Origin of the sequence: Asticcacaulis currens, assembly GCF_028550395.1 — a bacterium.
GTDB lineage: Bacteria > Pseudomonadota > Alphaproteobacteria > Caulobacterales > Caulobacteraceae > Asticcacaulis > Asticcacaulis currens.
The window spans coordinates 97,497-109,948 of record NZ_JAQQKW010000010.1; the positions used below are offsets into that span (position 1 = coordinate 97,497).

12 protein-coding genes are annotated in these 12,452 nt (G+C 63.3%); 5 read left to right on the plus strand and 7 right to left on the minus strand.

What is annotated here, in order from left to right:
* Nucleotides 1-407 precede the first annotated feature (407 nt).
* On the plus strand, nucleotides 408-785 hold the full coding sequence (locus PQU94_RS15310; RefSeq protein ID WP_272742304.1) for a c-type cytochrome: 378 nt from the start codon (nucleotides 408-410) through the stop codon (nucleotides 783-785).
* Here PQU94_RS15310 and PQU94_RS15315 read toward each other — a convergent pair.
* From PQU94_RS15315 to PQU94_RS15330, 4 genes are all read right to left on the minus strand, one after another.
* Nucleotides 782-1,672, minus strand: coding sequence for an XdhC family protein (locus PQU94_RS15315; protein ID WP_272742305.1), 891 nt, complete (start codon nucleotides 1,670-1,672; stop codon nucleotides 782-784). The two genes, PQU94_RS15310 and PQU94_RS15315, sit on opposite strands and share 4 nt — an antisense overlap.
* Complete coding sequence (locus tag PQU94_RS15320) at nucleotides 1,669-3,849, minus strand: xanthine dehydrogenase family protein molybdopterin-binding subunit (protein ID WP_272742306.1); 2,181 nt, start codon at nucleotides 3,847-3,849, stop codon at nucleotides 1,669-1,671. Before PQU94_RS15320 ends, PQU94_RS15315 begins: the two co-directional genes overlap by 4 nt.
* 2 nt (nucleotides 3,850-3,851) lie before the next feature.
* A complete protein-coding gene (locus PQU94_RS15325; RefSeq protein WP_272742307.1) occupies nucleotides 3,852-4,325 on the minus strand; it encodes a (2Fe-2S)-binding protein in 474 nt (157 codons plus the stop codon).
* Nucleotides 4,326-4,400: 75 nt separating this feature from the next.
* A complete protein-coding gene (locus PQU94_RS15330) occupies nucleotides 4,401-4,985 on the minus strand; it encodes a nucleotidyltransferase family protein (protein ID WP_272742308.1) in 585 nt (194 codons plus the stop codon).
* Between the two features lie 80 nt (nucleotides 4,986-5,065).
* On the opposite strand from PQU94_RS15330, the gene PQU94_RS15335 reads away from it, so the two are divergent.
* Nucleotides 5,066-6,283 (plus strand): multidrug effflux MFS transporter, encoded by a 1,218-nt coding sequence (locus PQU94_RS15335; RefSeq protein ID WP_272742309.1) that lies wholly within the window; start codon nucleotides 5,066-5,068, stop codon nucleotides 6,281-6,283.
* A 13-nt stretch (nucleotides 6,284-6,296) separates the two neighbouring features.
* Here PQU94_RS15335 and maiA read toward each other — a convergent pair whose 3' ends face one another.
* Complete coding sequence (maiA, locus tag PQU94_RS15340) at nucleotides 6,297-6,926, minus strand: maleylacetoacetate isomerase (RefSeq protein WP_272742310.1); 630 nt, start codon at nucleotides 6,924-6,926, stop codon at nucleotides 6,297-6,299.
* The gene (locus tag PQU94_RS15345; protein ID WP_272742311.1) at nucleotides 6,923-7,675 is read right to left on the minus strand and encodes a Crp/Fnr family transcriptional regulator; all 753 of its coding nucleotides are present in this window, start codon (nucleotides 7,673-7,675) and stop codon (nucleotides 6,923-6,925) included. Before PQU94_RS15345 ends, maiA begins: the two co-directional genes overlap by 4 nt.
* Before the next feature lie 124 nt (nucleotides 7,676-7,799).
* Here PQU94_RS15345 and PQU94_RS15350 point away from each other — a divergent pair, with 124 nt between their 5' ends.
* The 3 genes from PQU94_RS15350 to PQU94_RS15360 all read left to right on the plus strand — a co-directional run bounded on the left by PQU94_RS15350 (nucleotide 7,800) and on the right by PQU94_RS15360 (nucleotide 11,207).
* Entirely contained in the window at nucleotides 7,800-8,189 is a 390-nt protein-coding gene (locus PQU94_RS15350; protein ID WP_272742312.1) for a response regulator, read from the plus strand.
* Between the two features lie 120 nt (nucleotides 8,190-8,309).
* On the plus strand, nucleotides 8,310-9,917 hold the full coding sequence (locus tag PQU94_RS15355) for a pectate lyase (RefSeq protein WP_272742313.1): 1,608 nt from the start codon (nucleotides 8,310-8,312) through the stop codon (nucleotides 9,915-9,917).
* A 12-nt stretch (nucleotides 9,918-9,929) separates the two neighbouring features.
* Nucleotides 9,930-11,207 carry an MFS transporter gene (locus PQU94_RS15360; RefSeq protein ID WP_272742314.1) on the plus strand — a complete coding sequence of 426 codons (1,278 nt, stop codon included), beginning with the start codon at nucleotides 9,930-9,932 and terminating at the stop codon, nucleotides 11,205-11,207.
* A gap of 32 nt (nucleotides 11,208-11,239) precedes the next feature.
* Here PQU94_RS15360 and PQU94_RS15365 read toward each other — a convergent pair whose 3' ends face one another.
* Nucleotides 11,240-12,385 carry an aldose epimerase family protein gene (locus PQU94_RS15365; protein ID WP_272742315.1) on the minus strand — a complete coding sequence of 382 codons (1,146 nt, stop codon included), beginning with the start codon at nucleotides 12,383-12,385 and terminating at the stop codon, nucleotides 11,240-11,242.
* Nucleotides 12,386-12,452: the final 67 nt, after the last annotated feature.

The following is a 12,452-nucleotide window of genomic DNA, read 5'->3' on the forward strand; positions in this document are numbered from 1 at the left end:
CAATGAAACGCGGGACATTAACCTTACTGGGTAGATATTACAGTCTGTGTGCACGCTTTCAAACCTCCACTTAACTTGATTTCCTTGGGAATTTCGTCCGTTGCGAGAAAAAACGGGTTAATCGCGCGTAAAAATTCTTGGTTAATGCTTGTAAAGGCGTTTAGAAAGTGTTAACCATGCGCTCACAGCGATAGGGCTGTTTTACCGTGATCGATTGAGGCATATCATGTGGGATTGGCTGTTCGGATACTGGCTCTAATACCAGTCTAAATACTTTCGAAAGGCCCCTTTTACGGGGCCTTTCTTGTGTCTGGACGTTGGCTCTGCTGACTGCAATTTCCATATTTACGCGGGCGCAGGGCCTGCTAAAACGAACAGGCCCGTCCTCAAGCCCGCACAGGATCGCCATGCTCCGGATTTTGAAATGCCTGACCCCGCTGGCCGGCGCTTTGCTGCTGGTATTGCCCCTCACCCCGGCGCAGGCGCAGGACGCCGTCGCGGGTAAACGGGCGTTTGGGGCCTGCATGTCCTGCCATTCGGTGAAACCGGGGGCGACGGGTATCGGTCCGTCTCTGGCCGGTATTGTCGGCAAAAAGGCCGGGACCAACGACCCGAAATTCAGCTATTCCGCGGCCATGAAGGGTGCCCCGGTGTGGAGCGAGGCGCAACTGGACGCTTTTCTGGCCGATCCGAAGGGCACTGTTCCCGGCAATACCATGGCCATGGCCCCGACCAGGGACGCCAAGAAGCGCGCCGACATTATCGCCTATCTCAAAGCCAATTAGCCCCGCCACGCCCGGATCACATCCGCCAATATGGAGACGGCGATTTCCGGCGGCGTTTTCGCCCCGATATCGAGCCCGACCGGCCCTCGGATACGGTTGATCTGTGGCGCGTCAAAACCCAGGGCTTTGAGCGTTTCGATGCGCCGGGCATGGGTACGACGGCTGCCCAGCGCTCCGATATAGAAGGCTTCTGAACGCAAGGCCGTCGCCAGTATCTCCGGCTCATAGTCGTGGTCGTGGAACAGGCTGATGACGGCGGTGGCGGCGTCGATCAGACCCGTGAGGACGCTGCCGGACGCAGCGCTTAAGGGCCGGATGACCTCGGCCCGACTGCGTTGGCGCGTGGTGTCGTCGGGTGACACCACCGCCGTGGCGAACTCACCCAGACCTGCCATCTGCGCCAGCACCGGCACAATCGGCCCCTGCCCCACAATCAGCACACGCGGTTGCGGCCGGTAGAGCCGCTCAAAGCCCCTGTCCCACACATAGACGGCCTCACGCCGCTGCTGGCGCGCCGTTCGCAACCGCGCGAGGACCGCATCGCTCAGGGTCACATCGAAGCTAACCGTGATCCCCGACCCACACGGCAAAACGATGTCACGAAAGCGCGAGCCTTCGCCGTAGCGTTCCAGATGATTGCGGCCGCGGGCGATGGCGCTCAGCGCGTCACGCACCAGAGCCTGTTCGGCGCAGCCGCCGGTAATGGCCCCAACCGCACGCCCGTCTTCGGCCACGGCCATCTGGCTGCCCAGAGGTCGGGGCGACGCGCCGTCGATGGCCACCAGCGTCAGAAGCGCCGTCTTCAGCCCTTCGCTTCGCCAGCGCCACAGATCGTCGAGCACGTAGTCGGCATAGGCCGGGACCGCGATGTCGAAAACCTCGCTCACGCCTTTTTCGCCAAAGCCTCCGGCGTCAGCGGCAGCTTGCGCACGCGCACACCCGTCGCTGCAAAGATGGCGTTGCACACAGCCGGAATGACCGGCGGCAGGGCCGGCTCGCCCAGCCCGGTCGGCGGGTTGTCGCTGAGGACAAAGTGCGTGTCGATGTGCGGCGCTTCGGACATGCGCATCAGCGGCACCTCGTGGAAATTGCCCTGCACCGCGCGCCCCTTGTCGAAGGTGATGGCCTGACGCAGTTCGCCAATACCGTCGATGACCGAGCCTTCGACCTGATTGATCGCGCCTGCCGGGTTGATGATCTGCGACCCGACATCGCCGACCACCCACACCTTGAGGACGCGCCACGTGCCGTCCGGGCTCACCCGCACCTTGGCCACCTCGGCAAAATAGCCGCGATGGCTGAAATAGGTGGCCAGGCCAAAGCCTTCACCCGCCGCCGGTTTGCGCCTGTCCCACCCCGACCGCGTCCTCAGCGTATCCAGTATCACTTTCAGCCGTTTCAGATCGTAGTCCGGGCCACGACCCTCAGCCGCAGGACCCTTACCGGCCGTTTCAATCAGGTGCAGGCGGAAGTCGAACGGGTCCTTGCCCGCCGCGTGCGCCACCTCATCGAGGAAACATTCGTGCACATAGGCCAGAGAATTGGACGACGGCGCGCGCAAATAGCCTGTGGGGACAAGCGTCTCGATCAGCGATTGCTCCAGCCGGTAGTTGGGCACGGTGATCTGTGCAAAACCGTCCGGGGTTATGCCAGCCCCCTGCGCAGTCTTGCCGCCGCGCGCAAAGGTCACGCCGTGCGCCTGATAGGCGCTGAGGCCGCCCGCACCATCCAGACCGGCGCGCAGACGGTGATAATTGCCGGGCCGGAAGTAGTCGTAGGCGATGTCGTCTTCGCGCGTCCACAACAGCTTGACCGGCACCCCGGCCTTTTGCGCCACCGCCGCCGCTTCGACCATATAGTCGTTTTCCAGCCGCCGCCCGAAGCCGCCGCCGCCCCGCACCATGTGCACCGTGACCTTCTCTTCCGGCACGCCCAGGGTCTGAGCCACCAGTCGCCGGCCCCCGCCGGGCGACTGGGTCGGGGCCCAGATTTCGATGCCGTCCGCCGTTACTCTCGCCGTACAGTTCTGCGGTTCCAGCGGCACGTGCGGGATGAAGGGCGTCTCATAGACAGCCTCGACGGTTTTGGCCGCCGCCGCCAGCGCCGTCCGGACATCGCCCTTGTCACGGATGGGCTCGCCGCTGCCGGTCAGCAGGGTTTCTGCCTGCGCCGCATAGGTCGCCGTATCGTGCGGCACACCGATGGCCTCGTCCCAGACGATATCAAGCTGGTCGCGCGCCGATTTGGCGTACCACCATTGATCGGCGACGATGGCGACACAGTCCTGAATCCCGTGGAAATCCCCCTTACCCTCCAGCGTGAAGACCTGCGCCACCCCGGGCAGCTTGCGGATGTCATCGAGATTGGCGGATTTGAGCTTCGCGCCATAGACCGGCGGCTTGGCCAGTATGGCGTACTTCATCCCCGGCACCACCGTGTCGATGCCGAAGATGGGCGCGCCCCTGACGATCTTCGGGCTATCGACGCCACCCTTGAACTGCCCGATCAGGGTGAAGGTTTTGGGGTCTTTCAGCGCGACGGTCTTGAGGTCCGGAACGGGGACCTTCGCGGCCGCCGTCGCCAGCGTCCCGTAGCTCAGCTTTTTGCCGCTGGCCTTGTGCACGACCGTGCCTTTCACGGCGCTCAGCTCCGCCACCGGCACCTTCAGCGCCTCGGCCCCGGCCTGAAGAAACATGGCGCGCGCGGCCGCCCCGGCCCGGCGCATGGTCTCGTAATTCATCGGCGTGGTCAGCGAGCCCCCCGCGAATTGCGGGCCATAGGTTTTTTCATCGACCGGTGCGGTTTCGACGCGCACCTGCGCCCAATCGACGTCCATCTCTTCGGCGATGATCATGGGCAGCATGGTCTTGACGCCCTGTCCCACCTCCGGGTTCTTGGCGCGGATGGTGACGGTCCCGTCAGGGGCGACGGCGACGTAGTCGGTCAGGCGCGCGGCGGCCGACTGCGCTTCGGACGGCGAGGCCCCGAAGCCCATGACAAACCCCCCGCCCGCCAACACAGCCGCAGAGACAAACAGGCGGCGCGAAATCTTCACATCGTCCATGCTCAGGCCTCCCGCGTATCGGCCAGCGCCACACCGGCGGCCTTTTTGATCGCCGCGCGGATGCGGGTATAGGTGGCGCAACGGCACAGATTGCCGTCCATGGCCACGTCGATATCGGCATCGGTGGGCTTCGGCGTTTCTTTCAGCAGGGCTGCGGCGGTCATGATCTGCCCGGCCTGACAATAGCCGCACTGCATGACATCGACCTCAAGCCAGGCCGCCTGAAGCGCCTTGCCTTCCTTGGTCTGGCCAATGCCCTCGATGGTGGTCACCGCCTCGCCTTCGACGGCGCCGACCGGCGTGATACAGGCGCGCACCGGCGTGCCATCGACGTGGACCGTGCACGCCCCGCACTGGGCAATACCGCAGCCGAACTTGGTGCCGACCAGCCCGAACGTGTCGCGCAGCGCCCACAGGAGCGGCATATCCTCGGGCACGTCCTGATCGTAGGCCTTACCATTGATGGTGAATTTCAACACAGCCTCCCCTGATATCTCTTTGTTATCCGGCCAGCTTAGCGGATTTGGTCCGCCCGCAAAGTGACATTTGCTTTATCCAAACCGTCCGCGCGCCCGCTCCAGATCGTCCGGGGTGTCGATGTCAGATAACGCGTCACATGAAGCCTCTATGCTTACGGTTTGAACGGCGGCTGAGATCAGTATCCGTCGCGCCCCTGCATCGCCGCTGAGGGCGCGCAGGGCCCCGATATGGTTTGCAGAGAAGGCCACAGGCGGCCCTTTCGCCTCACCGACGGTACTGACGGCAATGGTGATACCTTCACCGAGCGCGCTCACCAGAGCCGAGATGTGCGTCAGGGGCACAAAGGGCATATCGGCGAGACAGACCACCACCCCGGCGGCCCCGCCCACCTGACGCGCCGCCAGCGCCAGATTGTCGCCCATGCCTGCCAGCGGTAGCGGAGTCAGAGTCTCAAACCCAAGCCCGGTCAGGGTGTTCCGCAGCTCATCCGACACGACAACGGCCAGTTTCTGCCGCCAATTCAGGGCGCAAAGGCGCTCCGCCATATGCACACCCAGCGGCCGGCCGTCGAGATCGGCCATCAGCTTGTCTTCATCGCCAAAGCGCCGGGAATGGCCGGCAGCCAGCAGGATCAGAGCCATGTCTTCGCTGTTCATCGGCTCAGCTTGCCGGACGTGTGCTTTTTCTCAAACTCATAATTTCTTTCGCAGCGTCACCCGGCTATAGGGAGCGCGTCATGTTGAAGCTGCCCCCCAGGGACATCCCGCCCTTTCCCGAATTTGTCGCCATTATCGCCGCCTGCATGGCCGCGACGGCGCTGAGCGTGGACACCATGCTGCCCGCCCTGCCGCACATGGCGGCGGATTTCGGCATCGACAATGCCAACCGTATGCAGTTGATCATCTCGGTCTTCTTCATGGGGATGGGCATAGGTCAGTTTCTGTGCGGCACCCTGTCGGACTGGCTGGGACGCCGCCGTGTGCTGCTGGGCGGCCTGATCGTCTATGTGCTTCTGTCGCTGACCGTGTCGCTGGTCACCGATCTGGAACACATGATCCTGCTGCGTTTCTTTCAGGGCATAGCCGCGGCCTCGGCCAATGTCATTCCGCGGTCGGCCATCCGCGACCTCTATTCCGGCGCGCGCATGGCCAAGGTGCTCTCGACCTCGCACGTCATCTTCATGGCCGTGCCGATCATGGCCCCCAGCCTCGGTCAGCTGATCATGCTGGGCTTTCCGTGGCGCGGCATCTTCTTTGCCCTGACCATTGCCGGTCTGCTGGTCTTTGTGTGGGTGGGCCTGCGCCTGCCGGAAACCCTGCCGGTGGAACAGCGCTTCGCCCCGTCTCCCGGCAAGTTCCTCCGCGTGGCGCGCTATATCGCCTCTGAGCCCACCTCGCTTGGCTATGGGCTGGCGGTGATGGTGATGACGTCGATGATCCTGTGCTATCTGTCGATGATGCCGCAGATTTTCGAAGAGGTGTTTCATCAGCCGGGCTATCTGGGGCTGGTCTTCGCCCTGTGCGCCGGCGCCATGGCGGTCGGGGCCTTCACCAATATCCGGCTGGTCGAGCGACTGGGGACGCGCGTCATGTCGCACCGCTCGCTGACCGCCCTGATCATCCTGTCGGCCATCCACGTGGTGTGGGCGCTGTTGGGCTATGAGACCCTGATCAGTTTCACGCTTCTGCAAGGCCTGACCATGATGTGCATGGCCATGTGCACCTCCAACTTCACAGCGATTGCCATGGAAAAGGTCGGCCACGTCGCGGGTACGGCGGCCTCGCTTCAGGGGGTGCTGTCGATGGTCGGCGGCGGTCTGATCGGGGCGTGGATCGGTCAGTTCTGGTCCGGCGGCGTGTGGCTTCTGCCGCTGGCCGCCATGGGGCTGGGCCTGACAGCCATCAGCATCATTCTGGTGGTCGAAAAGGGTCGGCTATACCGCAACCCGGTCTAGGGTCCAAACCCAATCACTCGGCGTCGGGTTGCCGTTCAGGTCGCGTGGCCTCAAAGGCCGGATGGCGGAGGCAGGCGGCTTCGATCTCTGTCAGACGCGGCCAGCGCAGTTCGACGCCGAAGCGGCGGGCATTGGCCATCTGCGGCACCAGAAAAATATCGGCCAGAGTCACCTCAGTTCCAAAGCAAAAAGGTCCGGCCTGTCCGTCCAGCAGGGCTTCGCAGGCATCAAAGCCCGTGGCTATCGTTTCCTGCGCCCACGCCCTGACGCCCGCCTCGTCCTGCCCCAGCGCCTTCAGTCGGTTGAGCACACGCAGGTTCTGCAACGGGTGGATTTCGCAGGCAATGGCGTAGGCAAAGGCGCGGATGCGCGCCCGCGCCAGCGCCGTGCCCGGCAGCAGGGGCGATTGCGGATAGACCTCATCCAGATATTCGCAGATAGCCAGAGACTGGGTCAGCACCGCCCCGTCCTCCACCTCCAGCGCCGGAACCAGCCCCTGCGGATTGACTTTCAGATAGGTGGGCGCGCGCTGGTCGCCATGGCGCAGATGGACAAACACCTGATCGTAGTCGAGGCCTTTCAGCGCCAGAGCGATACGCACACGCCAGGCGGCGGAGGAGCGGAAATAGCCATGCAGTTTCATTTGGCGGTGATCTCACTGTCTTCGGCGGCGGGATAGACACCCGCCAGCACCTCGTCGAAATGGGCCCGCACCTGCGCCCCGCAACCACAGGCGCGTTGCCGGAGCCCCGCCGGATCGCGGATTTCGACCCGCCCGCGCACCGTGGCCAGCAGACCGTCGCGCTGCATCACGCCCATGACGCGGCTGACATAGGCCCGTCCGACGCCGAGCATAGACGACAACTGATCCTGCGTCAGCGGAATTGTCGCGCTTTCGGTGCGGTCGAGCGCCAGACTGAGCCAGCGCGCCGCGCGCTGTTCGATCGTGTGGGTGGCATTACAGGCCACCGACTGAAACACCTGCGCCAGCAGACAGTCGGAATAGCGGGCAAAGAAGTAGCGCAGGGTGAGGGACTCGCTTTTCAGCGCCTCCAGAGCCTGAAGATCAATGCGCAGCAGCTTGCCCGGAAACTGCACTTCGGCGCAGGAAAAGGCGGGCAGCCGTCCCTGACTGACGATGCCGCCGACCGCGCCTTCGCGCCCGACCAGCGCCGTTTCGACCCCGCGCCCGTCATCAAGCAGCACCCGGAACCCGACCAGTGTGCTGCCCAGCGGAAACCAGGCGTGGCGCACCACGTCCCCGGCATTGAACAGGACCATGCCGCGCGGCGCGGTGATCGTCTCCATGCGCGCCTGAAGCCGCATCCGGTCGGCCGGGCGCAGCGCCATCAGCAAATTGCTGCTCAGAAGTTCGGGGTGGAGCGTGTCCATCGGGGCCTCATTACCTTTACCCCTTATGTGTACGAGTGCACATACAATGCCGCCATATCGGGCTAGGCACAGGGGCGCAAGGTTTCGATAAGCCTGCGCCTCCCCCCGAAAGGTCCGCTTGTTCATGGCGTCCGACGCCCCTGTCATCCTTCTGGCCGAACCGCACGCCCCCAGCGCCGATCTCATCGTGACGCTGCTCGACGATCTGGGGCTGAAGACCGAGGTGGTGACCAGCGGGCAGGCCCTGCTGGAATCCCTGTTGTCGGGCCGGGGGCCGGTGGTCCTGCTCAATATCGACCTGCCAGATATGGACGGTGTACGGGCGACGCGACAGATCCGCGATCTGGAACGCCGCCGCCTGATCCCGCCCGTGGTTGTCATCGGCCTGACGCCGCAGGGCCTGATCGACGAGCGTCAGCTTTGCCTCGACGCCGGCATGGACGGCAACCTGTCAAAGCCCGTCAGCATCGGCCGCCTCAGCGCCGCCCTTTCGCCCTATCCCCTGCCCAACTGAGCGGTACCCCGCGCACAGGAAAAAAATTTGTGCGGACGCGCTGGAAACCGGTGTCATTACCGTATAAGCTGGGCAAAAGACCAAGAACATACGGAAACATTCGGGAAAGACGGGACCTTCATGCGCCCCCTTGTTAAATCGATTGCAGGCCTCGCGGGCCTGTGTCTGGCTCTGTGCAGCCCTCTCGCCGACGCCGCCCCTCAGCCGTCGGACAGCGCGATCAAAAAGACCATGCGCAAGGCCACGACGTTCATGGTCGAAACCGTTTCGACCAACGGCGGCTATGTGTGGTCCTATCTGCCGGACATGTCGCGCCGCTGGGGGGAGCTTGAGGCGCGCCCCAGCATGATCTGGGTGCAGCCGCCGGGCACGGCGACCATGGGCCAACTGTTCCTCGATGCCTACCATGCCACGGGCGATGAGTATTACTACACCGCCGCCGAAAAGGCCGCTGCCGCCCTGATCTTCGGTCAGCAGGACAATGGCGGCTGGCACTATTTCATCGACTTCGGCGGCGAGGCCTCGACGAAGCAGTGGTACGACACCATCGGCAAGAACGCCTGGCGCATGGAAGAGTTCCAGCACTACTGGGGCAATGCCACCTATGACGACGACGGCACGGTGGAGGCGATGACCTTCATCCTGCGTCTCTACCTCGAAAAGCACGACCCGAAGTACAAACCCTCGCTCGAAAAGGCGATCGACTTCGTGCTCAAGAGCCAGTACCCCAATGGCGGCTGGCCGCAGCGGTATCCGCTGAAATACGAGTTTTCGCACCACGGTCAGCCGGACTACACGTCGTACATCACCTTCAATGACGATGTGGCCGCCGGTAATGTCCACTTCCTGATCCTCTGCTATCAGGCGCTGGGCGAAACGCGCGTGCTCGATGCCATAAACCGCGGCATGAACATCTATATTCTGGCGCAAAACGGCGCGCCCCAGGCCGGCTGGTCGCTGCAATATACGCCCGATCTCAAGCCCGCCGGGGCGCGGACCTATGAGCCGAAATCCCTGTCGGCGCACACCACCGCCAGCGCCATCCGGCAGTTGATGGACTTCTATAAGCTCACCGGCGACAGCAAATATCTGGCGCCCATCCCGGCAGCGCTCGACTGGCTCGACTCGGTGCGTTTGCCCGGCGAAAAGCCCCTCTATCCGTCCTTTGTCGAACTGGGCACCAACAAGGCGCTCTATACGCACCGCGAAGGCTCTAACGTTGTCAATGGCCACTACTATGCCGACTACACTCCGGAGCATACACTGCGCCACTACAGCTCGACGCGCTCGATCAATGTTGCCAAGCTGCGTCAGGACTATGAAAAGCTGAAAGCCACCCCGCCGGAAGAGGCCTCCAAAGACTCGCCGCTGAAATACGGCGTGGCCAAGCCGCTGCCGCGTTATTTCCTGATCGAGGAACACAGTGATTCCGACCTCAACCACAGCCGCGTCGCCGAAACCGCCGATCAGCTGGTCAAGTCGCTGAACAAGGACGGCTGGTGGCCGACCGAGCTGAAATCGACCTCCAACCCGTATATCGGGGATGGTTCGCCGACGCCGGCCGAGGGCGATTACCGCTCGACGCACGTCGGCGACAAGACCGACACCTCGCCCTACCTCGCCGATAAACCCGTCATCGGCATTTCGACCAGCGCCTATATCGACAATATGAAAGCGCTGATCGGGGCCCTGAACGCCAAAGACACTCACGAAAACAAGACAAAATAAAAGGAAACCGCCATGCAGCCACCTTCGGGCACCCACGCCCCGGCGGGCGCGACGCGCTATCGCTGGCTGGTCGTGACATTGCTGTTCACGGCCATGGTCATCAACTATGTGGACCGTCAGACGGTCAGCCTGCTCAAGCCGACCCTGCAATCGGCATTCGGCTGGAGCGAGCTGGACTATGCCGATCTGGTCTTCTGGTTCCAGTTCGCCTACGCCCTCTCCTATCTGGCCTTTGGCAAGATCGTGGATCGCTTCGGGGCGCGCATCGGCTTCTCTCTGGCCTTTGTCATCTGGCAGGCGGCGCATATCTGCCACGCGGCCATGTCATCGCTGAAAGACGCCATCATCGCCCGCGTCTTCCTCGGCATCGGCGAAGGCGGGGCCTTCCCCGGCGGCGTCAAGGCGGTATCTGAGTGGTTCCCCAAGTCCGAACGCGCCTTTGCGGTCGGCCTGTTCAACGCCGGGACCAATATCGGCGCCATTGTCACGCCGCTGGTCATTCCGGCCATTACCCTGACATTCGGCTGGCAGGCGGCCTTTATCTTTACCGGCGCTGTCGGCCTTCTGTGGCTGCCCGTCTGGTGGCTGGTCTATCGCCGCCCGCGCGAACATAAAAAAGTCAATGCGCTGGAACTCAGCCATATCGAACAGGACCCGGTGGTCACGGTCGAAAAGGTCTCGTGGGGCAGGGTCATCCGTGCCCGGGAAACCTGGGGCTATGCGCTGGGCAAGTTTCTGATCGACCCCATCTGGTGGATGTTCCTCTTCTGGCTGCCGGATTTCCTGCACAAGCGCTATGGCCTTGATCTCAAGACCTTTGGCCCGCCGCTGGTGGCCATCTACCTCCTCTCCGACATCGGTTCGGTGGGCGGCGGCTGGCTGTCGTCGCAGTTCATCAAGCGCGGCTGGAGCGTCAATGCCGCGCGCAAGGTCACCATGCTGATCTGCGCCGCTCTGGCCCTGCCGGTGGGCGTCGCGGCCATGGCCGACAATCTGTGGGTCGCCGTGGCCATCATTGGTGTAGCGACCGCCGCGCATCAGGGCTTTTCGGCCAATCTCTACACCCTGCCGTCGGACGTCTTCCCCAATGGCGCTGTGGGTTCCGTCGTAGGGATCGGCGGTATGTTCGGGGCCTTTGGCGGCATGGCCATGGCCAAATATGCGGGCTTCGTGCTCGACAAGATCGGCTCCTACACGCCCATCTTCGTCTATGCGGCGACGGGCTATTTTCTGGCGCTTCTGGCGGTGCATCTTTTGATGCCGAAGCTCGAACCGGCCAAAATCGGATGATAAAAAGGCCCCGGTCGCAAGATCGGGGTTTTTTAATCCGGAAACGCCTGTTTCAGCGTCTTCGCCGTGCCGAAGCGGATCGTCGTCACCGAATGAAAGACCTCGCCCGGCCGCAGCACGGTCGAAGGAAATTCCGGGTGGTTGGGACTGTCGGGAAAATGCTGGGTTTCCAGCGCAAAGCCGCCGCGCGGCCAGATGCGATTGCCCGCCCGCCCTTTCAGCGTGCCATTGAAGCCGTTGCCGGTGAAAAGCTGTAACCCCGGCTCGGTGGTCTTCATTTCCAGCGTCCGCCCGCTTTTCGGGTCCCAGGCCCGCGCCGCCACGCTCAGCGCGCCGGGTTGGGGTTTGTTCAGCACAAAATTATGGTCAAAACCGCCGCCGATCTTCAGTTGCGGGTCGGCCCTGACGATCTGCTTACCGATCTGAGCGGGCCGACGGAAATCAAACGGCGTGCCCGCGACCGGGCGCAAGGCCCCCGTCGGCAGCTTCTTGTCCGACAAGGCGGTGATAGCCTCGGCCTTCAGTTGCAGATAGTGGCCGTCGGTCGAACCCGATGCCGCCCCGCTCAGATTGAAATAGGCGTGGTTCGTCAAGTTGATCACGGTCGGCTTGTCCGTCGTGGCGCGATAATCCAGCGTCAGGGTGTCGTCGTCGGACAGGCTATAGGTCACCGAGACGTGCAACGTCCCCGGAAAGCCATTCTCGCCATCGGGGCTGACATAGCGCAGTGTCACGGCGCGGCACCCCGGCGTCGTACAGGGCTCAGCGGTCCACACCCGCCCGGAAAAGCCCGGCCTGCCGCCGTGCGAGACGATCCCGCCCTTGAGGTCGAGCACCACCCGCTGCCCGTCCAGCGTAAAGCCACCTCCGGAGATGCGATTGGCGAAGCGTCCGACCAAGGCACTGAAATTGGCGCGCGCCTCATGCGCCTTCAGGTCGGCCAGATCGAGCACCACATTATCCAAATACCCGCGCCGGTCGCGCACCCGCACCGCATCGAGAATGGCCCCATAGGTCAGGACCGACACCTCGGAGCCGCGTCCGTTGCGCAGGGTGTAGCGTTCCACCGCCTCACCGCCCGCCGTCACGCCGAACGGGGCATGGCTGACCTGTGGCCGGGACAGGCCAGACAGCATCAGAGAGGCTGCCACAAGCGGCAGGAGGATAAGGGCGCGCATGACGGAAGACTAGGCCTCACGTCGCGCCCTCTCCAGCCACCTCACGAAAAAGAGACTGGATTTTTTA

Coding starts and splice junctions, on each gene's coding strand:
- PQU94_RS15320 (WP_272742306.1), bottom strand. CDS start 3,849: ATGGACGATGTGAAGATTTCGCGCCGCCTGTTTGTCTCTGCGGCTGTG.
- PQU94_RS15360 (WP_272742314.1), top strand. CDS start 9,930: ATGCAGCCACCTTCGGGCACCCACGCCCCGGCGGGCGCGACGCGCTAT.
- PQU94_RS15335 (WP_272742309.1), top strand. CDS start 5,066: ATGTTGAAGCTGCCCCCCAGGGACATCCCGCCCTTTCCCGAATTTGTC.
- PQU94_RS15350 (WP_272742312.1), top strand. CDS start 7,800: ATGGCGTCCGACGCCCCTGTCATCCTTCTGGCCGAACCGCACGCCCCC.
- maiA (WP_272742310.1), bottom strand. CDS start 6,926: ATGAAACTGCATGGCTATTTCCGCTCCTCCGCCGCCTGGCGTGTGCGT.
- PQU94_RS15310 (WP_272742304.1), top strand. CDS start 408: ATGCTCCGGATTTTGAAATGCCTGACCCCGCTGGCCGGCGCTTTGCTG.
- PQU94_RS15330 (WP_272742308.1), bottom strand. CDS start 4,985: ATGAACAGCGAAGACATGGCTCTGATCCTGCTGGCTGCCGGCCATTCC.
- PQU94_RS15355 (WP_272742313.1), top strand. CDS start 8,310: ATGCGCCCCCTTGTTAAATCGATTGCAGGCCTCGCGGGCCTGTGTCTG.
- PQU94_RS15365 (WP_272742315.1), bottom strand. CDS start 12,385: ATGCGCGCCCTTATCCTCCTGCCGCTTGTGGCAGCCTCTCTGATGCTG.
- PQU94_RS15345 (WP_272742311.1), bottom strand. CDS start 7,675: ATGGACACGCTCCACCCCGAACTTCTGAGCAGCAATTTGCTGATGGCG.